Source organism: Agathobaculum massiliense (assembly GCF_900291975.1).
Classification (GTDB): domain Bacteria; phylum Bacillota; class Clostridia; order Oscillospirales; family Butyricicoccaceae; genus Agathobaculum; species Agathobaculum ammoniilyticum.
This window is the reverse complement of sequence record NZ_OMPN01000001.1, coordinates 791,403-813,662: the sequence shown is the minus strand read 5'-3', so window position 1 is coordinate 813,662 and position 22,260 is coordinate 791,403. Positions and strand designations below refer to the sequence as shown.

Below are 22,260 nucleotides of genomic sequence, written 5' to 3'. Positions count from 1 at the left end.
TGGGCGACAAGCCGCTAAGGGGGTTCCCGCCCCCACAGCTTTATGGTATAATAGCCGCAAAGTGACTACTATATATTTATTTCACATGATTATGCCACAGCGGCCCTTAGAGGCCGCTGTGGCATAATGGGATCATGACAGGAGGGGATTGACCATGAAAGAACTCTATAAAGGGCTTGCCCATGTGGCGGTCAATACGGCGGACATGGAGGAAAGCATCGCGTTTTACGAAAAGATCGGCGGCACGGTCACCGCGCGTTCGAGCGTGGGTGAAAAGCTGTTGGCGCTGGTCGAGTTCGGCGGTCTGGTGCTGGAGCTGATCCAGCCACCGGCAGGCGAGCTGGTACCTTCGGGTGTCGGCAGCATCCCGCATTTTGCCGTGTATGTGGATGATCTGGACAAGGTGGTGGCGGCGGTCAAGGCCGCGGGTGTGTTTTCATTCACCACGCCGGAAAAGCGCGTGCTGCCCGACACCTTCGGCGGCCTGCAGAACTGGTTTTTCACCGGACCGTCCGGCGAACAGATAGAATTGCTGCAAATGCTGTAAAGAGAAAAAAGTCATGGCGGTTTTTCGCCATGACTTTTTTATACACTGATAGGGTATTTGCCGGTGAAGCAGCCGTCGCAGAAGCCGCAGGCGGCTTCCGGCGCGATCTGGTGCAGCGCGTCCAGGCTGAGAAAGCCCAAGCTGTCTGCACCGATCAGCGCGCGGATCTCCTCCACCGAGTACCGGCAGGCGATCAGGTTGTCCTTGTCTGGAATGTCCGTGCCGAAATAGCAGGGGGAAACAAACGGCGGAGCGGAGGAGCGCATATGCACTTCAGCCGCGCCCGCCTCCCGCAGCAGGGATACAATCTGCCGCGAGGTCGTGCCGCGCACGATCGAGTCGTCGATCATGACTACGCGCCTGCCCTGCACGCAGCTCCGCAGCGCGCCGAGCTTGATGCGTACCGCCTGCTCGCGGCTCTGCTGGCCGGGGGTGATAAACGTGCGGCCCACATAGCGGTTTTTGACCAGGCCCGTGCCGTAAGGGATGCCGGACTCCTCAGCGTAGCCCATCGCGGCGTCCAGACCGGAATCCGGTACGCCGATCACAACGTCGGCCGCGACCGGATATTCCCGCGCGAGGAACCTGCCGGCGTTGCGGCGCGCCTCGTGGACGGACTGACCGCAGATCACCGAGTCCGGACGGGCAAAATAGATATATTCAAAAATGCACATGTGGCTGGAAGCGTTTTCACAGTTTTCACGGATGGAGCGCACCCCGCCGTTTTCCACAACCACGATCTCGCCCGGGTCGAGCTCACGCTCAAACGCTGCGCCCACCGCGCTCAGCGCGCAGGTTTCCGAGGCAAAAACCACAGCGTCCCCGCGCCGTCCCATGCAGAGCGGGCGGAAGCCCCAGGGATCGCGCGCGGCGATCAGCTTCTGCGGCGACATGACAATCAGGGAATACGCGCCGCGCAGGTCGCGGAGCGCCTGGCAGACCGCTTCCTCGACCGAGCGGCAGCGCAGCCGCTCCTGCGCGATGGCGTAGGCGATCAGCTCGGAATCCGTGGTGGTCTGGAAGATGGCGCCGCGGTATTCAAAGGCAGTGCGCAGCTCGGCCGTACCCGCGAGGTTGCCGTTATGCGCCACCGCAAGCGTTCCTTTCACATATTTGATGGTCAGCGGCTGCGCGTTTTCGCGGCGCGTACCGCCAGTGGTGGAATAGCGGACATGGCCGACCGCCATGGTGCCGCCGAGCCGGTCGAGCGCATCCGCGCTGAATACCTCGCCGACCAGGCCGACGTCCTTGTGGAATGAAAGTTCGCGGTCGTTTATCGTCGCGATGCCGCAGGCCTCCTGGCCGCGGTGCTGCAAGGCGTACAGGCCGTAGTATGTCGTGCGGGCGCAGTCGCCGTGCGGGTCGTAGACGCCGAACACGCCGCATTCTTCATGGATTGACACGAAAAAACTCCTCCGATTCGCTTGAGATAGCCAGCACGGGCGCAAAAAGCCGCTTAGAACTGGCTCAGACCGAGGATCTCCTCCGCGACTTGCCGCTTGCTTTTGCGACCGTTCATGGCCTGCTGTTCGATATAGGCATGCGCCTCTGGCTCGGTCATGCCGCGCAGCTCGATCAGAATACATTTTGCGCGGTCTACCAGGCGGATATCCTGGATGCGGCTCTGCAGGCGCTGGTTTTCTTTCTGCAGCCCGTCCAGACGCGCATGCACGGCGCGGACCATGCGCAGCGCCTGGAAAAACAGAGGCCGGCTGAGCGGCTTGGGCAGGACGAACACGCCGTCCGCCTCCACCAACTCGGAAACGGCGTCCGCCTGCTCGGATTTGACGAGCAGAAGCACACCGGCGGCTGTTTCGTGCGCGGCGGCCTGCGCCAACTCATGGCCGAACTCGTCGGGCAGGGGCGTGTTGATGAGAACAATGTCGAATATCCCGTCCAGCAGGGCGCGCCTTGCCTCCGCGCCTGAAGCGGTGGGAATGGTCTGCGCCTGCATGCCGCAGGAGGCCAGGAACTGCGCGAGCGTGGCCTGGGACTTCTGCGTGGAGGATATGAGAAGAATGCGCTCCAAGGCGGGCCTCCCCCTTTCCGTCAAATTGTACGGGCGGCAAGCGCCCTGCGGTCAATAGCGCGCGAAATACATCTCATGCTCGGCGGCGGGGCGGTTGCGGGCGGCGGCGATGCGGTCGTGCTCAGCCTGCTTTGCGCTGAAAAAGCCTTCCAGCGTGCGCGCCGTCAGATGCGCGTCGATAAAGCGGCTCTGCTGTGCCAGCCGGATCGCCTCGCACAGCGAAGCGGGTACCGCATCATAGCGGGACACGACCTCGGCCGGCGCGGTGAACAGGTTGACGTCGCAGGCGGGACCCAGCGGTAGCTTCTGCTCGACCCCGTCCAGACCGGCGTGGATGAGCAGCGCAAACACGATATACGGGTTGATGCAGCCGTCGAGCGCGCGGATCTTCATCCGGTTGGGGGCGTCGCTGTGCGCCAGTGGGATGCTGATGAGCGGACAGCGGTTCTGGTGCGACCAGGTGATATACTTGGGCGCTTCAAACTCGCCCAGACGGGCGTAGGAATTGGTCAGTGGGTTGCCGAAAACAGTCAACTCCGCGCTGTGGCGCAGGATGCCGGCCACAAAGCTGCGCCCCTCGTCCGCCTGATCGAACCGCGGATGGAACAGGTTGTGACCATCCTTGCAGACCGTTATGCTCAGGTGCAGGCCGTTGCCCGGCGCGTCGGGCAGCGGCTTGGGCAGGAAGGAGGCGAACAGGCCGCTGGACGCGGCCATGGATTTGACCACCCATTTGAAGGTGACAAAATTGTCCGCCGCCTCGAGCGCGTCCGCGTAGCGGAAGTCGATTTCGTGCTGGCCCGGCCCCTGCTCATGGTGCGAGGACTCGGGCTGAATGCCCATTTCCTCGAGCGTCAGGCAGATCTGGCGGCGCACGTTTTCGCCTTTGTCGAGCGGCGCGACATCAAAATACTCCCCGTGGTCATGCGGGAGCGAGGTCGGGGCGCCGGTCTCGTCCAGCTCGAACAGGTAAAACTCGCTCGCGGTACCCATGGTGACCGAATAACCAGCGCGCCGCGCGCGCTGGCAGGCAGTGCGCAGGATGTTCCGCCCGTCCCCCTCGAACGGACGGCCGTCCGGATACTTAATATCGCAGTAGAAACGCACGACGCGGCCCTGCGACGGGCGCCACGGCAGGATGGACAGCGTGGATGGGTCGGGGAAGAGCAACAGGTCGCTGTCCTCCACGTTGAGGAAGCCTCGCAGCGCGGAGGCGTTGAAGTGGATGCCGTGCGCAAAGGCGCGCGGCAGCTCGGACGGCATGATAGCGATATTTTTCTGGTTTCCGAAAATATCGCAAAAGGCGAGCCGGATGAATTTGACATCATTTTCTGCAATAAATTGTACGACTTCGCTGACGGTGGTATCCATAAAGCCGCGCTCCTCTCTGAAAATCACAATATCCCGCTTCGGTCGTTCAGCTTTCATATGTGTAAAGCTGATGGTAGCCCGCTTCCGGATTGGGCGAAAGTACATAATATTTCTGCGCCTTGAGCGCGGCGGCGTCGCCGCCGAACAGCCGGCAGAAATCATCGATATAAGGGGCGAAGGACGCAGCCTCCTCCGGAGAAGCCTCGTTGACCAGCACCTGCCGGGGCAGGCCTGCGGGCGCCTGATCACATCTTAGCACAATTTTGCCGCCGTGCATACCGGTGCCGCAGAAATTGCCGGCAGGGAACGCGCCGTCCTGCCCGATGCCGAGTACCAGGATGAGGCCGCCCGCCTGGTATTCGCCCAGAAACGAGCCGGCCCGGCCGCCGATGACGACCACTGGGAAGTGGTCCTGGTAGGCCTTCATATGGATGCCGCCGCGGTAACCGCAGTCGCCCTGGATAAAGATGCGCCCGCCGCGCATGCCGTAGCCGCAGACATCGCCCGCGCTGCCGTGGATAATGATGTCGCCGTCGTTCATGGTGTCGCCGACCGCCTCCTGTGCGTTGCCAAACACCTCGATGGTCGAGCCGTTGAGGTACTGGCCGAGACCGTTGCCCGGCGTGCCGTGGATGGTCAGGGTCTTGCCGGACGAGCCGCAGCCCAGATAGCGCTGCCCGACCGCGTTCTCGATGGTGATTTCGGTATCGTCAATCTGACGGAGCTGCTCATTGAGTTCTTTATAATAGGTAAGGTTTGCATGTGCTGTGGTCATCCGTGTGCGCCTCCTAACTGTTTCGCGCGCTCAGCGCGGGAGAATGCCATCAGCTGCGGCTTCTCGCGGATTAAATCAAAGTCAATGCTGTCAAGCGGGGTCTGCTCGCGGATGAGCGAGGTGTAGATGCCCGCGCGGTCCACATCCCCGATGAGGATAAATCCGACCAGACGGTTGTCGCGTGTGACGAGCAGCTTGTAGTGCTCCCCGTCCTGCTCCAGGTAGGTTTCGCCGTCGTACGAGCCTGCGGTTATCATATGTAGCCCGAGGAAACCCGATGCATTCATCGGGATGGCCTTGTCAAAGCAGGCGCTGCCGCCCGCCATGGCCTTGCCCGCGGTCTCGCCCTGCATGTAGGCGTTGGGCAGGATGGCGAGGATGCGGTCGGTTTCGGCCGCGATGTCGTGCGAGACCGTGCAGTCGCCCGCAGCGTAGATGTCGGACACGGTCGTGGCCGAATGCTCGTCGATTAAGATCCCTCGTTCGACCGCGCAGCCCGTATCGGCGGCCAGCTCGATGTTCGGCCGTACGCCGACCGCGACCACCAGGACGTCAAAGTCAACCGTCCCGCCGCTCTTGAGATAGGCGGTGTGCGGCTCGAACCGCGCGACCGAATCGCCCAGCAGGAAGCGCACGCCTTTGCCCTCCAGGTACTTCTGGATGATGGCGGCCGGCGCTTCGGTGAGTACGTTGGGCAGGATGCGCGGGGCCAGGTCGATGACGGTCAGCTCGGATACGCGCTGCTGGATGCCCTCGGCGCATTTCAGACCGATAAGGCCCGCGCCCACGATGAGTACGCGCCTATCGTTCCCCGCGCCCAGCAGAGCGTCCAATCGCTTGGCGTCGTCCAGTGTCATAAAGCTGGTCTTGTTTTCCACCGCATCCAGCCCCTCCATGGGCGGTACGAACGGCCGCGAGCCGGTACACAGGCACAGCTTGTCATAGGGAACGGCCGCGCCGTCCTCGAGCACGACGGTTTTCGCGGCCGCGTCCACCTTGGCCGCGCGGCGGCCGAGTAGGGTGGTCACACCGTTTTTCTCGTAAAAATCCGCGGGACGGTACCGCAGCATTTTCTCCTCCGTGGTCTTGCCGAGCAGCAGGTAGGAGATGAGCGGCCGGCCGTATACCGGATACGGCTCGTCCGAAATGACCGTGATGGGGCCGGTTTGATCGAACGCGCGGATGCCCTCGATCGTGCCGACTGCGGCGGTGCCGCCTCCGATGATGACATAGTTCATAGCGTTCACCTCTCCTCGTATACGATGGCCTTGTTCGGGCAGCCCTGCACGCACATCGGCTGGCCGAACGCGTTTTTGGCGCACAGCTCGCATTTCTGCACCGCGCCCTCATTCGAAGTGGACAGCGCGCCATAGGGGCAGGACAGGATGCAGGTGTAGCAACCAACGCACTTGTCCGAGTCGATCTGCACGGCCCCATCCACGATGGACAGCGCGCCCGAAATGCAGCCCTTGACGCATAGCGGGTCGGTGCAGTGGCGGCAGCTGACCGCAAAGGAGATGTTATCGCGCTCCTCGATGCGGATTCGGGGCGCGATCTTGTGGTCCTTGAGCGCCTTGACCATCGAGGACTTGCCCGAGTTGGCGAACGCGCAGTAATATTCGCATAAATGGCACCCCAGGCACCATTTTTCATTGACATAGACTCGTTTCATGCAGTTTCCCTCCTCATTCGCCCGCGTGCTTGATGCCGAGGATGCTCAGCTCGCGGTCGCTCAGGCCGATGCCGCGCAGCATCAGGCGGTTGCCGCGCAGGGCCTCGATCGAGTTGATGCCCATGCCGCCCATCATTTCCTTGAGTTCATGATCCCAGGCAGTAACTAGGTTGACCAGCCGCTGTGAGCCTATGTCCGGATTCAGGCGCTTGACCAGCTCGGGGCGCTGGGTCGCGATGCCCCAGTTGCACTTGCCGGTCTGGCAGGTGCGGCACAGATGGCAACCGAGCGCAAGCAGCGCGCTGGTCGCGATGTAGCACGCGTCCGCGCCGAGCGCGATGGCTTTCAAAAGGTCGGCCGCGTTGCGGATGGAGCCGCCGACCACGACCGAAATCTGGTCGCGGATGCCCTCGTCGCGCAGGCGCTGGTCGACCGCCGCAAGCGCGAGCTCAATCGGGATGCCGACGTTGTCGCGGATGCGAGTCGGGGCCGCGCCCGTGCCGCCACGGTAGCCGTCGATGCAAATGATGTCCGCGCCCGAGCGCGCCACGCCCGAGGCGATGGCCGCCACGTTATGCACGGCCGCAATCTTGACCAGCACCGGCTTTTTGTACGCGGTTGCTTCCTTGAGCGAAAAGACGAGCTGGCGCAGGTCCTCGATGGAGTAGATGTCGTGGTGCGGGGCAGGCGAAATGGCGTCCGTACCCTCTGGGATCATGCGGGTGCGCGAGATATCCGGACCGACCTTGTGGCCGGGCAGGTGGCCGCCGATACCGGGCTTTGCGCCTTGGCCCATTTTGATTTCAATGGCCGCGCCCGCCTCCAGATAGTCTTTATGTACGCCGAAGCGGCCGGACGCAACCTGCACGATGGTGTGCGGGCCGTATTGATAGAAGTCCTGATGCAGGCCGCCCTCGCCGGTGTTATAGTAGGTGCCGAGCGCGCAGGCCGCGCGGGCGAGCGACTCGTGCGCGTTGTAGGAAATCGAGCCGTAGCTCATGGCCGAGAACATGACCGGCACGCGCAGCTCGAGCTGGGGAGACAGGTTGGGTACTAGGTTGCCGTCCGCGTCGCGCTCGATTTTGCCCGGCTTTTTGCCGAGAAAGGTTCGCGTTTCCATGGGCTCGCGCAGCGGATCGATGGAGGGATTGGTGACCTGGGAGGCGTTGATGAGGATCTTATCCCAGTAGATAGGGTACGGTTCCGGATTGCCCATGGAGGAGAGCAGCACGCCGCCCGTGCCAGCTTGACGGTAGACCTCGGAGATGGCCTTGCCCGTCCAGTTCGCATTTTCTTTAAAGGTATGGTCGGTCTTGACAATCTTCAGCGCGCGCGTCGGGCAGAGGGAAACGCAGCGGTGGCAGGCGACGCACTTGGACTCGTCGGCCTGCATCTTTTGAAACTCGGGGTCGTAAAAATGTACCTCGTTGGCGCACTGTCGCTCGCACGCGCGACAGGCGATGCAGCGGTCGTAATTGCGCACGACCTCATACTGCGGATACAAAAAGTCGATAGCCATTATTGCTTTCCTCCATCATGCAGATTGACGATCACTGGCTCGCCGCCACGCGGCGCCCAGATGCGGTCGAGCGTGGGCTCGATGGCGCGGATGGCGCATTCCTCGGACGCGATGTACACCGTGTCGCCCTTTTCGCCCACGACCATCGAACGCAGCTTGAGCCGGTCGTTGAGAGCCATCAGGCCGCCCGTGTAGCCGACCAGGATGGAAAACGGACCTGTCACCAGCAGGGAGGCGAAGGCGTTGCGCAGGTAGGTCAGGCGCTCGCACTCGGTCGGCGCCTGCTTTTCAATGGTGGACCAGAAAGGCGCGGCGATGACGTTGGCAATCTCGCGGTAGGTCAGGCCGAGCTTGCGACCCAGGTAGTCGACGATATAGGTGATGACCTCGGTGTCGGTCAGCAGGTCGCATGAGTAGCCGAACATCTCGATAAAGCGGCGGTTGGCGTCGTACGAGGAGATTTCGCCGTTGTGGACGACGGTCGTGGACAGCAGGGCAAAGGGATGCGCGCCGCCCCACCAGCCGGGGGTGTTGGTCGGATAGCGACCGTGGCAGGTCCAGGAGTAAGCCTCGTAATTCTCCAGCATATAGTATTCGCCGACGTCCTCCGGAAAACCGCTGGCCTTGAACACGCCCATGTTTTTGCCCGAGGAGAAAATATACGCGCCGTCCAGTGTGTGATTGATGCGGATGACGAAGCGGGAGGTGAATTCGCGTTCATCAAGCTGGCTGGAGGTGAGCTTGGTGTGCAGCGGGGTGACGAAGTAGCGCCAGATCATGGGTTCGTCCGTGATGCGCGGGTGGCGGCGCGTGGGGATTTTGGACAGGTCGACGATGTCGAAATGGTGTTCGATTTCCTTTTCGCAGGCGGCCTTGGCCTCCGGCGTGTCATAAAATACATGGAACGCATAGTAGTCGGCGTACTCCGGGTAAATGCCGTAGCCCGCGAAGCCGCCGCCCAGCCCGTTCGAGCGGTCATGCATGGGGCGGATGGAGGCGATGATGCGCTCCCCGGTTTCCCGTGTCCCGTCCTTGTGGAAGATACCGGAGATCGCGCAGCCGGCCGGGATGCGGACCTGACCTTCTTTTTGCAGCATTGGTGTTTCCTCCTTATGTTGCCCGGCGTGCCGGGTTCGCTTTCCAGAAAAGGATAAAAAGAAAAGCGCCCGCCGCAAACGAGCAGAATGCTCCTTTGCAGCGGACGCCGTTGTCCGTTCTTTTATTGTAGAACAGGCGCGCACAAACGTCAAGCGGGTTTAAAAGAAAATGCGGATTTTTTGCGCTTTGCCCAGAACGGGAGGGGATGGGACGGGATTAAACCGGCAGATTGCAACAAAAAAGGTGAGCGAGTAAAAAATCCGGCCAAAGGGGGTTGACAAACTGCGGCGGGGCGCGTATACTGCGCTTGTAAGCAGCAAAGGCGCTGTGGGAATGACACCCACGGCGCTTTTTTGTTGCCATTTGACAGACGGTAAGGAGCGAATCGATATGAATACGGCGAAAAATGTACCGGAGCTGTTCGGCAGCATGGTCTTTAACGAGACTGTGATGCGGGAGCGTCTTCCCAAGGACGTATACAAAAAGCTGAAGCAGACCATGCGCGAGGGTACGGCGATCGACGCCGAGGTCGCGCCGGTCGTGGCGACCGCGATGAAGGACTGGGCACTCTCAAAGGGCGCAACGCATTATACGCACTGGTTCCAGCCGTTGACCGGCATCACGGCTGAGAAGCACGACTCGTTCATTTCCCCGACGGACGACGGTGGGGTCGTGATGGAGTTTTCCGGCAAGGAGCTGATCCGCGGCGAGCCGGACGCGTCTTCGTTCCCCTCCGGCGGCTTGCGCGCGACCTTCGAGGCGCGTGGCTACACGGCCTGGGACCCGACCAGCTACGCTTTCGTTAAGGACGGCACCCTGTACATCCCCACCGCGTTCTGCTCCTATACGGGCGAAATTCTGGACAAAAAGACCCCGCTGCTGCGCTCGATGGACGCGCTCAGCACGCAGGCGTGCCGCGTGCTCAAGCTGTTCGGCAAGGACGTCAAGCGCGTGACGACCACGGTCGGGCCGGAACAGGAATACTTCCTGATCGACAAGGCGGACTATGCCAAGCGCAAGGACCTGATCTTCACCGGCCGCACGCTGTTCGGCGCCATGCCGCCCAAGGGGCAGGAGATGGAGGATCACTACTTCGGTTCCATCCGTCCGCGTGTGGCGGCGTTTATGCAGGAGCTGGACGAGGAGCTGTGGAAGCTCGGTATTTTTGCCAAGACTAAGCACAACGAGGTCGCCCCCTGCCAGCATGAGATGGCGCCGGTGTTCACCACGACCAACATCGCCACCGACCACAACCAGCTCACCATGGAGGTCATGCGGCGTGTGGCGGAAAGGCACGGCTTCGTCTGCCTGCTCAATGAAAAGCCGTTCGAGGGCGTCAACGGGTCGGGCAAGCACAATAACTGGTCGATCTCGACCGACACGGGCGAGAATCTGCTCGAGCCTGGCAAGGCGCCGAGCGGCAACCTGCAGTTTTTGCTCTTCCTGACTGCGGTTATCAAGGCCGTGGACGAATATCAGGACCTGCTGCGCATCTCGGTCGCCTCCGCGGGCAACGATCACCGCCTGGGTGCGAACGAGGCCCCGCCGGCGATCATCTCCATGTTTATCGGCGACGAACTGCAGGCAATCCTGGATGCAGTCGAGGCAGGGCGGGATTACACGGATGTGGCCAAGACCAAGATGGATCTCGGCGTGTCCGCGCTGCCGGACATCCAGAAAGACACCACCGATCGCAACCGCACCTCGCCTTTTGCTTTTACCGGAAACAAGTTCGAGTTCCGCATGCTGGGCTCCTCGCTCAACATCGCCTGCCCGAACATCATGCTCAACACTGCGGTCGCGGAGGAGTTGCGCCAGTTCGCGGATGAGCTGGACGGCGCGACGGACTTCCAGGCGGCGCTCACCGCGCTGCTGCGGCGCGAGATCAAGGCGCACAAGCGCATCATTTTCAACGGCAACGGCTACGACGAAAGCTGGGTCGCGGAAGCGGAAAAGCGCGGCCTGCTCAACCTCAAGTCCACGGACGCGGCGCTGCCGCACTACACGGATGAAAAGAACATCCGTCTGTTTGAGACGCACGGCGTGTATACCAAGCTGGAAATGGAGTCCCGCGAGGAGGCCGTGATTGAGGAGTATTACAAGACCCTGCACATCGAGGCGCTCACCATGCGCGACATGGCGCGCCGCGAGATCCTGCCCGCCTGCCTGTCGTTCGAGCGCGCGGTGGCGGACGGCGCGCTGGCCAAGAAGCAGCTCGGCCTTGCGGGCGGCGCGGAAACCCGCCTGCTGACGCAGGTATCCGCCCTGAACGATGCGCTGGAGTGCGCGGTATCCACGCTGGAGGAAGCCGTGGAGGCTGTGCCGAAAGCGGACGCGGAAACGCTCGCGCATTATTACCACGATGAGGTACTCCCGTGCATGGACGCCGTACGCAAGCCGTCCGACGCGCTGGAACGGATGGTGGGCAAGGAGTACTGGCCGTTCCCGACCTACGCGGATATCCTGTTTTATACCTGAACGGACAGGGGACCTGAAAAGTCTCCCTGTATACGAAACCAGGTTCCGGAGAAGTCTGGTTTCGATACTCGAATGACGCGGCCCGACAGCCTTGGGGCAAAGGGCGCGGCAAAGCAATTTTCGTGTGTAAAAAATTATCATACACAACGGCGTGTATTTCCGGCCTTGGGACCGGAGATACACGCCAAATTTTTTTAGGAGGGATTTTCTCATGCAAGACCTTGTAAACCTTGCCGCCTCGATGGATACTGGGTGGACGCTGGTCGGAGCCGCACTGGTGTTCTTCATGCAGGCGGGCTTCGCGATGGTGGAAACCGGCTTTACCCGGGCTAAGAACGCGGGCAACATCATCATGAAAAACCTGATGGACTTTTCACTCGGCACGCCGATCTTCTGGCTGGTCGGATTTGGCATCATGTTCGGTTCGATGAACGGCGTGTTCGGCGGCTTTGACCTTCTGGCGGACGGTGTGGTCGGCGAAGGCTACGACTGGACGACGCTGATCTTCCAGACCGTATTCTGTGCCACCGCCGCGACCATCGTGTCCGGCTCCATGGCCGAACGCACCAAGTTCTCGGCCTACTGCATCTATTCCATGGTCATATCGGCGGTGATCTACCCGATCTCCGGCCACTGGATCTGGGGCGGTGGCTGGCTCGCCGAGCTTGGCTTCCATGACTTCGCCGGTTCGACTGCGGTACACATGGTCGGCGGCGTAGCGGCGTTCGTGGGCGCGGCCATCCTCGGCCCGCGTATCGGCAAGTACACCAAGGACGGCAAGGCGCGCGCGATCCCCGGCCACTCGCTGACTCTGGGCGCGCTGGGCGTGTTTATTCTGTGGTTCTGCTGGTTCGGCTTCAACGGCGGCTCGACAGTCGCGCTGTCGAACGGCGCGGCCGAAACCGCGGCGCGCGTGTTCGTCACCACCAACATGGCGGCGGCGGTCGCGACGGTCACGGTTATGTGCGTGACCTGGGTGCGCTACAAGAAGCCGGACGTTTCCATGACGCTCAACGGCTCGCTGGCCGGCCTGGTAGCCATCACGGCGGGCTGCGACACGGTAACACCCTTCGGCGCAGCCATCATCGGCATCATTGCGGGCTTTGTGGTGGTGTTCGGCATTGAATTCATCGACCAGAAGCTCAAGGTGGACGATCCGGTTGGCGCGGTCGGTGTACACGGCCTGTGCGGCGCGACCGGCACGCTGATGGTCGGCCTGTTCGGCTACTACGCCTACGGCACGAACGACGTGGCGCCGGTCGGCCTGTTCTACGGCGGCGGCTGGCACGCGCTGGCCATCCAGGCGCTCGGCATGGCCGTGGTGATCGCGTGGGTCGCGGTCACGATGACCGTGGTGTTCCAGATCATCAGGCATACGGTCGGCCTGCGCGTCAGCGAGGCCGAAGAGATCATGGGCCTTGACAAGCCCGAGCACGGCCTGCCCTCCGCCTATGCGGACTTTATGCCGGTGGTTCCGTCCGTGCTGGGTACCAAGGCGGCGCAGGACGACACAGGGGAAGCGGCTGCGGCCGCGCCCGCGCCCGCTCAGGCGGTGCCGGTCACTAAGATTACATCCGAAGCGTCCAGCGGCGGACACAAGCTGAGCAAGGTGGTCATCCTTGCCAAGCAGTCCAAATTCGAGGTGCTGAAAAACGCGATGAACGAGATCGGCATTGCGGGCATGACCGTGACCAATGTGGTCGGTTGCGGCACGCAGAAAGGCGCGCCCGAGTACTACCGCGGCGCGGAGGTGGACGTGACGCTGCTACCCAAGATCAAGATGGAGATCGTGGTGTCCAAGGTGCCGGTCGAGACTGTGATCGAAACGGCCAAAAAGGTGCTGTACACCGGCCACATCGGCGACGGAAAGATATTTGTGTACGATGTGGAAAACGCGGTCAAGGTGCGCACGGGCGCGGAGGGCTACGACGCGCTGCAGTACGACGACTGATCGAGGGGAACAAGCCGGAACAGTGGGACAGGGCGGCTGCTCTGTCTCACTTTCTGCAGAAACCGGAGGCCAGATGAAAATTTATGCTTGCATTTTGTGGGGAAGGGTGTATACTGAAAGAGCAGAAAGCTTTCTGCAGGAAAACCGAATAAACAGATTTCTTCAGGGCAGGGTGCAATTCCCTACCGGCGGTACAGCCCGCGAGCGGACGCCTTTCCGGCGGAAGCATGACTTGGTGGAACTCCGAGGCCGACAGTATAGTCTGGATGAAAGAAGAAAGTGTGAAAGCAAAAGGGGGATGCCCCTTTGTTTGATTCGCTTGTTTACCGTCCTGAAACGCCGCGCAGCGTTTCAGGATTTTTTGTTTGGCGGCGCGCCATATATGTCCCGGAAGTCTGCGGCTTTCGGGACATTTTTTATTGGGAGATGATGCCGTTTGCAAGAGGAGCTTCTGATGCGCAGGGCGCTCGAACTGGCGCGGCGCGGCGCGGGACGGGTCAGCCCGAATCCGATGGTGGGCTGTGTGATCGCCCGCGGCGGGCGCGTGATCGGCGAGGGATGGCATGAGACGTGCGGCGGGCCGCATGCGGAGCGAAATGCGCTGGCTGCCTGCACGGAGGACCCCGCGGGTGCGACGCTGTATGTCACGCTGGAGCCTTGCTGCCACTGGGGCCGCACGCCGCCCTGCACGGACGCGATTTTGGAGCGGGGTATCGCCCGCGTGGTGGTCGGATGCACGGACCCTAATCCGCTCGTCGACGGGAAAGGGGTGCGCCTGCTGCGCGAGGCGGGCGTGGAGGTCGAGACCGGCGTGCTGGAACAGGAGTGCTGGCGGCTGAATGAAGTGTTTTTCCACTTTATCCAGCACCGGACGCCGTTTGTCGTGTATAAATACGCGATGACGCTGGACGGCAAGACTGCGTCCGCTTCGGGCGACAGCCGTTGGGTGAGCGGGGAGGCCGCACGGTGCAGAGTGCATGAGGTGCGCGGGCAGCTTTCCGCAATCATGGTGGGCGTGGACACGGTGCTGGCGGACGATCCGCTGCTCACCTGCCGCATACCTGGCGGGCGTGATCCGCTGCGCATTGTATGCGACAGTCGGGCGCGCACACCGCTGGACAGCCGCCTGATCCAAAGCGCGGGCGAGATACCGACCATAATCGCGGCAGCCGGCTGGAATGAGCGGGCTGCCGCGCTCAAAAAGGCGGGCGCGCAGATCCTGCTCTGCGGGGAGCGGGATGGACGGGTCGATCTGCGCGAGCTGATGCGGCAGCTCGGCGCGCGCGGCGTGGACAGTATCCTGCTGGAGGGCGGCACGACGCTGGCGTTCGCCGCGCTGGAAGCCGGCATCGTCCGCAAGGTGCAGGCGTATATCGCGCCCAAGCTGCTCGGCGGCAGCACGGCTAGGACGCCGGCCGGCGGGCAGGGGCTTGCTCGGATGGCAGATGCGTGGCGTCTGACCGGTCTGACCGCCGAGCCGGTTGGAGAGGACTTTTTGTTGGAGGGATACCTGCCATGTTCACAGGACTTGTAGAGGAGGTCGGGCGCGTCGAACGCATCGCGCACGGCGCGCGGGGCGCGCGGCTGACGATTGCGGCCGATGCCGTGCTCGCGGGGACACGGTGCGGCGACAGTATAGCGGTAAACGGCGTATGCCTGACGGCTGCGGAGCTGGATGGGCGGACGTTTACCGCGGACGTGATGGCAGAAACCCTGCGCCGCTCTGACTTGGGGGAGCTGCGCGCGGGCGCGCCGGTCAACCTGGAGCGCGCGATGCCCGCGGACGGGCGGTTAGGCGGACACATCGTGTCCGGACATATCGACGGCACGGGGACGGTCGCGTCGCTCCTCCGCGAGGATAACGCGGTCTGGCTGTCGGTCAAGACGCCCACGGCTCTGCTGCGGTACATTGTGGAAAAGGGCTCGATTGCGATCGACGGCGTCAGCCTGACGGTCGCGCAGGTGGACGGACAGGGCTTTGCCGTGTCCATCATACCGCATACCGGCGCACAGACCACCCTGCTCGGCAAGCGGCAGGGCGAACGGGTGAATCTGGAATGCGATGTGATCGGCAAGTATGTGGAAAAGCTGCTTGCCCCGCATACCGCCCGGCAGACGGACGTCACTATAGAATTTCTCAGCCAACACGGCTTTTAACAGAAAGAGGGAGGCGGAATCATGCAGCAAAACTTTGCAACCATCGAACAGGCGCTTGACGAGCTGCGCGCCGGCCGGCTGATCATGGCGATCGACGATCCGGACCGCGAGAACGAGGGCGACCTGATCTGCGCGGCGGAATTTGCGACCACGGAGAACGTTAACTTTATGGCGACCCATGCCAAAGGGCTGATCTGCACGCCGATGAGCGCGGAAATCGCGGCTCGGCTCGGCTTTGAGCAGATGGTCAAGGTCAATACAGACAATCACCATACCGCGTTTACCGTTTCGGTCGATCATGTGGATACGTCAACCGGCATCTCCGCCGAGGAGCGCGGACTGACCTGCCGCGCGTGTGCGGATACGGCCGCAGGGCCGGCGGACTTCCGGAGGCCGGGCCATGTGTTCCCGCTGACCGCGCGCCGGGGCGGCGTGCTGACCCGCAACGGACACACCGAGGCAACGGTCGACCTGTGCCGCATAGCGGGGCTGCAGGAGTGCGGCCTGTGCTGTGAAATCATGCGCGACGACGGCACCATGATGCGCACGACCGAACTGCTCGAAAAGGCGCGCGAGTGGGGTGTTGCGGTCATTGCCATCCGCGACCTGCAGGATTACTGCCGCAGGCATGACAAGCATGTGGTTCGCGAGGCCAGCGCCAAGCTGCCGACACGCTTTGGGGAATTCCAGATCTACGGCTATGTCAACGACCTGACCGGCGAGCACCATGTCGCGCTCGTCAAAGGGAAGATCGGGGACGGGAAGAACCTGCTCTGCCGTGTCCATTCGGAATGCCTGACCGGCGACGTGTTCGGTTCGCGGCGGTGCGACTGCGGGCAGCAGCTCGCGGCCGCCATGCAGCAGATCGAAAAGGAGGGCCGTGGCGTGCTGCTCTATATGCGGCAGGAGGGCCGCGGCATCGGCCTGATTAACAAGCTCAAGGCCTATGAGCTGCAGGAGGTGGGCTGGGATACGGTAGAGGCCAACGTTAAGCTCGGCTTTGCGCCCGACCTCCGCGAATACTGGATCGGCGCACAGATCCTGCAAGATCTCGGCGCGCGGGAGCTGCGCCTGCTGACCAACAATCCGGAAAAGATCTACGGACTGGACGGGTTCGGCGTGGAGATCGTTGAGCGCGTGCCGATTGAGATCGCGCCGCAGGAGGACGACGCGTTTTACCTGCACACCAAAAAGATCAAGATGGGGCATCTGTTCCAGAAAACCATATAAAACAGGAGGGAAACCGAAATGAATGTACTGGAAGGCAAGCTTGTCGCGGGGAAAGGGAAATTTGCAATCGTCGCGGCTCGGTTCAATGAGTTCATTGTCTCCAAGCTGATTGCGGGCGCGGAGGATACGCTGGTGCGGCATGGCGTGGATACGGATGATATCACGCTCGCCTGGGTGCCGGGCGCATTTGAGATACCGCTCGCGGCGCAAAAGCTCGCGCAGAGCGGGCAGTACTGCGCGGTCATCTGTCTGGGCGCTGTCATACGCGGTTCGACTACGCACTATGATTATGTGTGCAACGAGGTTTCCAAGGGTATTGCGCAGGTGGGCCTGCAGACCGGCGTACCCGTGCTGTTCGGCGTGGTTACGACCGAGAACCTTGAGCAGGCCATCGAGCGTGCGGGTACCAAAGCGGGCAACAAGGGTGCGGACGCGGCTCTGGCGGCGCTGGAGCTTGTGGATCTGCTTCCGCAGCTGCGCTGACCCGCAGACAAAGAAAAGACCATCCGTTTCGGATGGTCTTTTCTTTACACGTTTGCAGGACTGAGCAGCAGAGGCTGGAGTTGGCGCCCCTGCAGCGCAGCCTGGACGGTATCCGGAATACGCTCCATGTCCGCCACAAGCGAGCGGGGCTTGGCGTCGGGCGCATCCTGGCGGAAGGGGACAAAGTAATAATAGCGGCGGTTGAGCAGCGCGCCGATATTGGCTGCGCTGCCGGAAAGCCCGTCGTTGGTGGATACCGCGAGCACAACCGGCTTGTCGCCGCGCAGATGGCTTTTAACCGCCATGACGACCGGCGTGTCGGTTACGCTGTGCGCGAGCTTGGCAAGCGTGTTGCCCGTGCAGGGCGCCACGACCAGTACGTCGAACAGGCCTTTGGGGCCGATCGGCTCCGCGGCCTGGATGGTATCGATCGGCTGGCGGCCGGTCAGGGCAAAGAGCTTGCCGCGCCACATGGCGGCGTCGCCGAAGCGGGTGTCGAGCTGGGCGGCGTGGAAGGACAGGATCGGCGTGACCTCGCAGCCCTGCCGCACAAGCGTCTGGATGACATCCATCACGCGCGCAAAGGTGCAGAACGAGCCGGTCAGGGCAAAGCCAATGCGGATCGGAGCGGTCATAATATGGATTCCTCCTGCAAAATGGTGAGTACCGTATCGTGGATGGCGCGCGCCGCGGACAGCGGTGCGACCCGTCCCGGGAGGGAGAGCGCGTGCAGCAGCCGGCAGCCGGCCGGCTGCTTCGCGTCCGCGGAGATGCCGCCGGGCAGGGAAGCCAGATCGATGACCAGGCAGCCGGTGGAAAGGCTGGACAGCTCCGCAGCGCCGAGCACCGGCGCGGGGACAGTGTTGAAAATGAGCTGGAACGCACTGAGCCGTCCGGCAAGGCTGCGGGTGTCGAGCGCGCGCATGCCATCGGCCTCGATCCTGGCGAAATCCCGCGGGGAACGGGCGGAAACCGTGACGGCGGCATCCAGCGCGTGCAGCTTATGGGCGAGCAGCGCGCCGATACGCCCATATCCGATGACCAGGCAGGACGCGCCCTGCAGGGTATGCTCGGTCTGTTCCATAGCGAGCTGTAGGGCGCCTTCGCAGGTAGGTACATCGTTAGCGGTATAGGCTCCCGCAGGAATACCGGGGGGATACGGCGGCATATGCTGGCAGGGAGGAGGGAAACGGTATGCGGATGGAGGAAAAGGAGCGGGAGAACCTGTGCAGGGCGGTCAAGACGGGTCTGCTGAAGAAGCTGCGTGAAGCGGGACAGATCAACGAGGCGCAGTTGGACCGCGCGCTGGATAAGCTGCGCGCAGGCGAACGGTGACCGGCGCAAAGCTTCGGGTCGCCGCGTACTGCCGCGTATCGACATCGCAGGACGACCAGAGGAACTCCCTGGAAAACCAGCGCCGCTATTTCGCGGAGTATATCGGCAGCCAGCCGGACTGGGAGCTGGCGCGGGTGTATGCGGACGAGGGACTGTCCGGCACCGCCGCGCGCAACCGGCCGGCCTTTCAGCAGATGCTGTCTGCCGCGGAGGAGGGGGAGATCGACCTGATCCTGACCAAGGAGGTGTCCCGCTTCGCCCGCAACACGGTGGATGCGCTGGCCTGCACGCGGCGGCTCCGGCGGTACGGGGTGGGCGTGGTATTCATCAATGACGGGATCGATACTCGTCAGAACGACGGCGAGTTCCGCCTGACGATTATGGCGAGCGTGGCGCAGGAGGAAAGCCGCAAGACCTCGGAGCGGGTCAAATGGGGGCAAAGGCGCTCCATGGAGAACGGCGTGGTGTTCGGGTGCAACAATATCTACGGCTTTTCCCTGCTCCGCGGCAGGCTGACGGTGAAGGAGGACGAGGCGGAGGTGATCCGGCTGGTATACCGCAAATTTCTGAACGAGGGGAAAGGAACCTTTGTGATCGCGCGGGAGCTGTCCGAGTCGGGCGTCGAGCCGCCCCGCGCCAAAGGGAAGCCGTGGTCCTCCACGATGGTGCTGCGTCTGCTGCGGAATGAAAAATACTGTGGCGACCTGCTGCAGAAAAAGTCGTATACGCCGGATTTCCTGGATCACAAAAAACAGGTCAATCGGGGGGAGGAGGAGCAGATATACCTGCGCGACCACCACGAGCCGATCGTCCCACGCGCAGTTTTCGAGCAGGCGCAGCAGGAGCTTGCGCGCCGCGCACCGGCCGGCGCGCAGGGACGGCGCTGCGTCCGCCGGTACTGGTGCTCGGGAAAGCTCATTTGCGCGGCCTGCGGCCGCCGCTTCGTTCCGCGCCGGCGGCGGCGCGCGGGAGGTGAGGTATACCGGTATTGGGTGTGCGCCGCACGGGGAAGGCACGGCCCGCGGCATACCGATGGACGGGAGACCCCTGACGGCTGCGATATGCGGATGATGCCTCACCAGGCGCTTTGCACCTGCATGGACGTGGTGGTGGAACGGCTGGGGCTGGACGTCGGCCGGCTGATCCGCGAGACGGCCGAATTGGTGGAACAGGCGGAGGACGGCGGCGTGCCTGTGGCGTTGGAGCGCCTGCAGGAGCGAAGGCAGCGCGTGCTACAGCGGCGGGGGGACGCGCTGGACGCATGGCTGGGACACAGCATCACAAAAGAGGAGCTGGACAGCTTGCGCGCGCGTTATGACGCTGCGCTCGCGCGTCTGGACGGGCAGGAGCGGACGTTGGAGGCACAGTGGCAGGCGGCGCGCACAGGGGATGGCCGGACGGCGCTTCGGGCGTTCCTGGAAACCGAGGCGCTCCGGTGTGAAGCGGTGTACGGCGAGCTTTTGGAGCAGATGCGCATTGGGGAGGGGGGAGTTCTGGTGCGGCTGCGTGGACTGGCGGTGACGTTCCGGCTGCAATATGCGCCGCCCAGGCGCGGAGCTGGCCTGCGGCCGGAGGACATACGCTGCACGCTGCTACCGGATACCTAATGCAAAAAATAAGAGCGGGTTTCCGCCTTGCGGAAACCCGCTCTTTCTGTCCGCGCCGCCCTGCCGCAGACGGAAGTCAGGGGATAGTTTTGTCGATTTGTGTCGATATTTTGAGAAAAATAAATCTTTTTGGCACTTGAACCAATGGAAGAGATATGTAAAAATATAGAACAGAGAAATATAAGGCCGAAAAACAGGAAAGTGGCCATAGGAGAAGATCAAAGATGGCGGATGAAAAACAAAAGCTCCGCGTTTTGCTGGCCTGTGCGGACAGCGAGCTTTCCCGATATGTCGCGCGCCGTTTGCCGGAGAACGGGAAGATCGAGCTAGCCGGATGGACCGAGGATGGGGCGCGGGCGCTGGAACTGTATCGCGATACGCGGCCCGGGCTGGTTGTGCTGGATACCGATCTGTTCCATGTGGATGGGCTGACGGTGGCTTCCCGCATTCGGGAGCAGGGCGGGAAAGAGACGATTCTTCTGCTCAGCGCGTTCCAAGGGGCACAGGTGCTTGCCGAATGCAACGTGCTGTCCATCGATTATATGATGCGCAAGCCGCTGAAGGAGGACGCGCTGTACGACCATATCCGGCTGTGGGCGGCAGGCATGGAGGAACGGGAAAAGGAATTATCCGAGGAAACCCGCTTCCGGAAGCAGGTGGACCAGGTGTTTAAGGCTTTTGACCTGCGCACCGATTCCAAGGGCTACGCCTATACGGTCGACGCGGTCTGCGCCTGCCGGCGGAAGAACAGCGGCCTGACCAAGGAGATCTATCCGGCGATCGCGCGCAAACGCGACACAACGCCGGCAAATGTGGAGCGGGACATCCGGTATACGGTCAAAAAGATCTGGAAAGACTGCGAGGCGTCCGTGCTGGAACGGTATTTTGGCGAGATGGCGGTCAGGATGCGGGGCAGAATCAGCAACGGACGCTTTATCAAGGCGATCCTGGACTATCTGAGCCGACAGGACGAAGAGGGGTAACGCAAAAACAGGTCGTTTCGGACGCGCCTTTGCTTAACTTCCGGCGGCCGCTGTGGTATACTATACCTGCAGCGGGCCTGCTGCGCATTTTTCAGTTAAGGTGGGGGCGTAAATGTCTGGAACGGAACAACAGGGAAAGCAGGGGGGATTGGAACGGGGGCAATCCTGGGGGGAGCAGCCCAGGCGGCTGCTGTTGATTGTGGCGGCGTCCGTGGTGATGGCGGTCAACATTAAAAGCTTTGTGGACGCGGGCGGCCTGTTTCCCGGCGGCTTCAATGGGCTGACGCTGCTCATCCAGCGCAGCGCGCAGCAGTTTGCCGGTGTTTCCCTGCCATTTACCGCAATCAACCTGCTCCTCAACGTGGTTCCGGCAGTGGTCAGCTTCCGGCTGATCGGGAAGCGCTTTACGCTGTATTCCTGCCTGATGATCGCGTTGACGAGCGTGCTGACCGACCTGATCCCTTCCATGCCGTTGACCAACGATGTGCTGCTGGTCTGTATTTTCGGCGGCATTGTTAACGGCTTGGCGATCAGCCTGTGCCTGTTGGGGCGCGCGACCAGCGGGGGGACGGACTTCATCTCCGTGGCGCTGAGCGAGCGGCTCGGCGTGGACGCGTGGAATTACATCTTTTTTGCCAACTGCGGGATGCTGGCCGTGGCCGGCCTGCTGTTCGGCTGGGATAAGGCGCTGTATTCGATCATTTTCCAGTTTGCCTCCACGCAGGTTGTGCATATGCTCGACCCGCGCTTTAAGCGGACCACGCTGTTCATCATTTCCAATCGGGCGCAGGAGGTATACGAACAGATCAAGGATACGACGCATCACGGGGCGACGCTGTTCCACGGAACCGGCCTGTATAACGGCGAGGAGCGGGATATGCTGTATTCGGTCATCGCGGGCGATCAGGTCAAGCAGATCACCCGCGTCGTGCGCGATATCGACCCCCATGCGTTTATCAATATCCTGAAAACCGACCAAGTGGCGGGCAATTTTTACCGCCGGCCGCACGATTAAAACGGAAGGG

The 22,260-nt window shown here is 62.2% G+C and carries 21 protein-coding genes and 1 riboswitch; of the genes, 11 read left to right on the top strand and 10 right to left on the bottom strand.

The window, feature by feature from the left end; translation table 11 throughout:
* The first annotated feature begins 154 nt into the window (after window positions 1-154).
* Window positions 155-547, top strand: a complete 393-nt coding sequence (locus DBQ51_RS04195; RefSeq protein WP_107630860.1) for a VOC family protein — start codon at window positions 155-157, stop codon at window positions 545-547.
* A 38-nt stretch (window positions 548-585) separates the two neighbouring features.
* On the opposite strand, the gene purF is transcribed toward DBQ51_RS04195, so the two are convergent.
* From purF to DBQ51_RS04155, 8 genes are read right to left on the bottom strand one after another with little or no spacing between them, the layout of a single operon-like run.
* Complete coding sequence (purF, locus tag DBQ51_RS04190; RefSeq protein ID WP_107630859.1) at window positions 586-1,950, bottom strand: amidophosphoribosyltransferase; 1,365 nt, start codon at window positions 1,948-1,950, stop codon at window positions 586-588.
* 53 nt (window positions 1,951-2,003) lie between these two features.
* Window positions 2,004-2,576 carry an ANTAR domain-containing response regulator gene (locus DBQ51_RS04185; RefSeq protein ID WP_054326848.1) on the bottom strand — a complete coding sequence of 191 codons (573 nt, stop codon included), beginning with the start codon at window positions 2,574-2,576 and terminating at the stop codon, window positions 2,004-2,006.
* Window positions 2,577-2,627: 51 nt separating this feature from the next.
* Window positions 2,628-3,947 carry a glutamine synthetase family protein gene (locus tag DBQ51_RS04180; protein ID WP_107632126.1) on the bottom strand — a complete coding sequence of 440 codons (1,320 nt, stop codon included), beginning with the start codon at window positions 3,945-3,947 and terminating at the stop codon, window positions 2,628-2,630.
* 46 nt (window positions 3,948-3,993) lie between these two features.
* A complete protein-coding gene (locus tag DBQ51_RS04175; protein ID WP_054326849.1) occupies window positions 3,994-4,722 on the bottom strand; it encodes a GltB/FmdC/FwdC-like GXGXG domain-containing protein in 729 nt (242 codons plus the stop codon).
* The gene (locus DBQ51_RS04170) at window positions 4,719-5,960 is read right to left on the bottom strand and encodes an NAD(P)/FAD-dependent oxidoreductase (RefSeq protein ID WP_107630858.1); all 1,242 of its coding nucleotides are present in this window, start codon (window positions 5,958-5,960) and stop codon (window positions 4,719-4,721) included. The genes DBQ51_RS04175 and DBQ51_RS04170 overlap by 4 nt, the downstream gene beginning before the upstream one ends.
* Window positions 5,961-5,965: 5 nt before the next feature.
* Complete coding sequence (locus DBQ51_RS04165) at window positions 5,966-6,394, bottom strand: 4Fe-4S dicluster domain-containing protein (protein ID WP_107630857.1); 429 nt, start codon at window positions 6,392-6,394, stop codon at window positions 5,966-5,968.
* A gap of 13 nt (window positions 6,395-6,407) precedes the next feature.
* The gene (locus DBQ51_RS04160; RefSeq protein ID WP_107630856.1) at window positions 6,408-7,913 is read right to left on the bottom strand and encodes a glutamate synthase-related protein; all 1,506 of its coding nucleotides are present in this window, start codon (window positions 7,911-7,913) and stop codon (window positions 6,408-6,410) included.
* Window positions 7,913-9,010, bottom strand: a complete 1,098-nt coding sequence (locus DBQ51_RS04155; protein WP_107630855.1) for a class II glutamine amidotransferase — start codon at window positions 9,008-9,010, stop codon at window positions 7,913-7,915. Before DBQ51_RS04155 ends, DBQ51_RS04160 begins: the two co-directional genes overlap by 1 nt.
* A 391-nt stretch (window positions 9,011-9,401) precedes the next feature.
* Here DBQ51_RS04155 and DBQ51_RS04150 point away from each other — a divergent pair, with 391 nt between their 5' ends.
* The 6 genes from DBQ51_RS04150 to ribH all read left to right on the top strand — a co-directional run bounded on the left by DBQ51_RS04150 (window position 9,402) and on the right by ribH (window position 17,310).
* Window positions 9,402-11,489 carry a glutamine synthetase III family protein gene (locus tag DBQ51_RS04150; protein WP_107630854.1) on the top strand — a complete coding sequence of 696 codons (2,088 nt, stop codon included), beginning with the start codon at window positions 9,402-9,404 and terminating at the stop codon, window positions 11,487-11,489.
* Between the two features lie 211 nt (window positions 11,490-11,700).
* Window positions 11,701-13,440, top strand: a complete 1,740-nt coding sequence (locus DBQ51_RS04145) for an ammonium transporter (RefSeq protein ID WP_107630853.1) — start codon at window positions 11,701-11,703, stop codon at window positions 13,438-13,440.
* A gap of 154 nt (window positions 13,441-13,594) precedes the next feature.
* Window positions 13,595-13,722: riboswitch (FMN riboswitch) on the top strand.
* A 154-nt stretch (window positions 13,723-13,876) separates the two neighbouring features.
* Window positions 13,877-14,974, top strand: coding sequence for a bifunctional diaminohydroxyphosphoribosylaminopyrimidine deaminase/5-amino-6-(5-phosphoribosylamino)uracil reductase RibD (gene ribD, locus DBQ51_RS04140; protein ID WP_407923219.1), 1,098 nt, complete (start codon window positions 13,877-13,879; stop codon window positions 14,972-14,974).
* On the top strand, window positions 14,956-15,597 hold the full coding sequence (locus DBQ51_RS04135; RefSeq protein ID WP_107630851.1) for a riboflavin synthase: 642 nt from the start codon (window positions 14,956-14,958) through the stop codon (window positions 15,595-15,597). Before ribD ends, DBQ51_RS04135 begins: the two co-directional genes overlap by 19 nt.
* Before the next feature lie 21 nt (window positions 15,598-15,618).
* On the top strand, window positions 15,619-16,827 hold the full coding sequence (locus tag DBQ51_RS04130) for a bifunctional 3,4-dihydroxy-2-butanone-4-phosphate synthase/GTP cyclohydrolase II (protein ID WP_054326855.1): 1,209 nt from the start codon (window positions 15,619-15,621) through the stop codon (window positions 16,825-16,827).
* An 18-nt stretch (window positions 16,828-16,845) separates the two neighbouring features.
* Entirely contained in the window at window positions 16,846-17,310 is a 465-nt protein-coding gene (gene ribH, locus DBQ51_RS04125; RefSeq protein WP_107630850.1) for a 6,7-dimethyl-8-ribityllumazine synthase, read from the top strand.
* A gap of 44 nt (window positions 17,311-17,354) precedes the next feature.
* Here the strand turns inward: ribH and DBQ51_RS04120 are convergent, their stop codons facing one another.
* Both DBQ51_RS04120 and DBQ51_RS04115 read right to left on the bottom strand, forming a co-directional pair.
* Window positions 17,355-17,945, bottom strand: coding sequence for a dipicolinate synthase subunit B (locus DBQ51_RS04120; RefSeq protein WP_054326906.1), 591 nt, complete (start codon window positions 17,943-17,945; stop codon window positions 17,355-17,357).
* A complete protein-coding gene (locus DBQ51_RS04115; protein ID WP_242977823.1) occupies window positions 17,942-18,394 on the bottom strand; it encodes an NAD(P)-dependent oxidoreductase in 453 nt (150 codons plus the stop codon). Before DBQ51_RS04115 ends, DBQ51_RS04120 begins: the two co-directional genes overlap by 4 nt.
* A gap of 110 nt (window positions 18,395-18,504) precedes the next feature.
* Here DBQ51_RS04115 and DBQ51_RS16465 point away from each other — a divergent pair, with 110 nt between their 5' ends.
* The 4 genes from DBQ51_RS16465 (at window position 18,505) to DBQ51_RS04100 (ending at window position 22,250) form a co-directional block, all read left to right on the top strand.
* Window positions 18,505-18,645: a hypothetical protein gene (locus DBQ51_RS16465; protein WP_153802380.1), complete on the top strand. Its 141-nt coding sequence runs from the start codon at window positions 18,505-18,507 to the stop codon at window positions 18,643-18,645.
* Entirely contained in the window at window positions 18,642-20,252 is a 1,611-nt protein-coding gene (locus DBQ51_RS04110; protein ID WP_107630848.1) for a recombinase family protein, read from the top strand. The genes DBQ51_RS16465 and DBQ51_RS04110 overlap by 4 nt, the downstream gene beginning before the upstream one ends.
* 224 nt (window positions 20,253-20,476) lie before the next feature.
* Window positions 20,477-21,235: a sporulation initiation factor Spo0A C-terminal domain-containing protein gene (locus DBQ51_RS04105; protein ID WP_054326857.1), complete on the top strand. Its 759-nt coding sequence runs from the start codon at window positions 20,477-20,479 to the stop codon at window positions 21,233-21,235.
* A 112-nt stretch (window positions 21,236-21,347) separates the two neighbouring features.
* Complete coding sequence (locus DBQ51_RS04100) at window positions 21,348-22,250, top strand: YitT family protein (protein ID WP_107630847.1); 903 nt, start codon at window positions 21,348-21,350, stop codon at window positions 22,248-22,250.
* The last annotated feature ends 10 nt before the right edge of the window (window positions 22,251-22,260 follow it).

Excerpts from the sequence above, each read along its gene's own strand:
- DBQ51_RS04115 (WP_242977823.1), bottom strand. The coding sequence starts at position 18,394 with ATGGAACAGACCGAGCATACCCTGCAGGGCGCGTCCTGCCTGGTCATC.
- DBQ51_RS04120 (WP_054326906.1), bottom strand. The coding sequence starts at position 17,945 with ATGACCGCTCCGATCCGCATTGGCTTTGCCCTGACCGGCTCGTTCTGC.
- DBQ51_RS04145 (WP_107630853.1), top strand. The coding sequence starts at position 11,701 with ATGCAAGACCTTGTAAACCTTGCCGCCTCGATGGATACTGGGTGGACG.
- DBQ51_RS04155 (WP_107630855.1), bottom strand. The coding sequence starts at position 9,010 with ATGCTGCAAAAAGAAGGTCAGGTCCGCATCCCGGCCGGCTGCGCGATC.
- DBQ51_RS04150 (WP_107630854.1), top strand. The coding sequence starts at position 9,402 with ATGAATACGGCGAAAAATGTACCGGAGCTGTTCGGCAGCATGGTCTTT.
- DBQ51_RS04180 (WP_107632126.1), bottom strand. The coding sequence starts at position 3,947 with ATGGATACCACCGTCAGCGAAGTCGTACAATTTATTGCAGAAAATGAT.
- DBQ51_RS04165 (WP_107630857.1), bottom strand. The coding sequence starts at position 6,394 with ATGAAACGAGTCTATGTCAATGAAAAATGGTGCCTGGGGTGCCATTTA.
- DBQ51_RS04170 (WP_107630858.1), bottom strand. The coding sequence starts at position 5,960 with ATGAACTATGTCATCATCGGAGGCGGCACCGCCGCAGTCGGCACGATC.
- ribH (WP_107630850.1), top strand. The coding sequence starts at position 16,846 with ATGAATGTACTGGAAGGCAAGCTTGTCGCGGGGAAAGGGAAATTTGCA.
- DBQ51_RS04135 (WP_107630851.1), top strand. The coding sequence starts at position 14,956 with ATGTTCACAGGACTTGTAGAGGAGGTCGGGCGCGTCGAACGCATCGCG.
- DBQ51_RS04160 (WP_107630856.1), bottom strand. The coding sequence starts at position 7,913 with ATGGCTATCGACTTTTTGTATCCGCAGTATGAGGTCGTGCGCAATTAC.
- DBQ51_RS04195 (WP_107630860.1), top strand. The coding sequence starts at position 155 with ATGAAAGAACTCTATAAAGGGCTTGCCCATGTGGCGGTCAATACGGCG.
- DBQ51_RS04105 (WP_054326857.1), top strand. The coding sequence starts at position 20,477 with ATGGCGGATGAAAAACAAAAGCTCCGCGTTTTGCTGGCCTGTGCGGAC.
- DBQ51_RS16465 (WP_153802380.1), top strand. The coding sequence starts at position 18,505 with ATGCGGATGGAGGAAAAGGAGCGGGAGAACCTGTGCAGGGCGGTCAAG.
- DBQ51_RS04130 (WP_054326855.1), top strand. The coding sequence starts at position 15,619 with ATGCAGCAAAACTTTGCAACCATCGAACAGGCGCTTGACGAGCTGCGC.
- DBQ51_RS04175 (WP_054326849.1), bottom strand. The coding sequence starts at position 4,722 with ATGACCACAGCACATGCAAACCTTACCTATTATAAAGAACTCAATGAG.
- DBQ51_RS04100 (WP_107630847.1), top strand. The coding sequence starts at position 21,348 with ATGTCTGGAACGGAACAACAGGGAAAGCAGGGGGGATTGGAACGGGGG.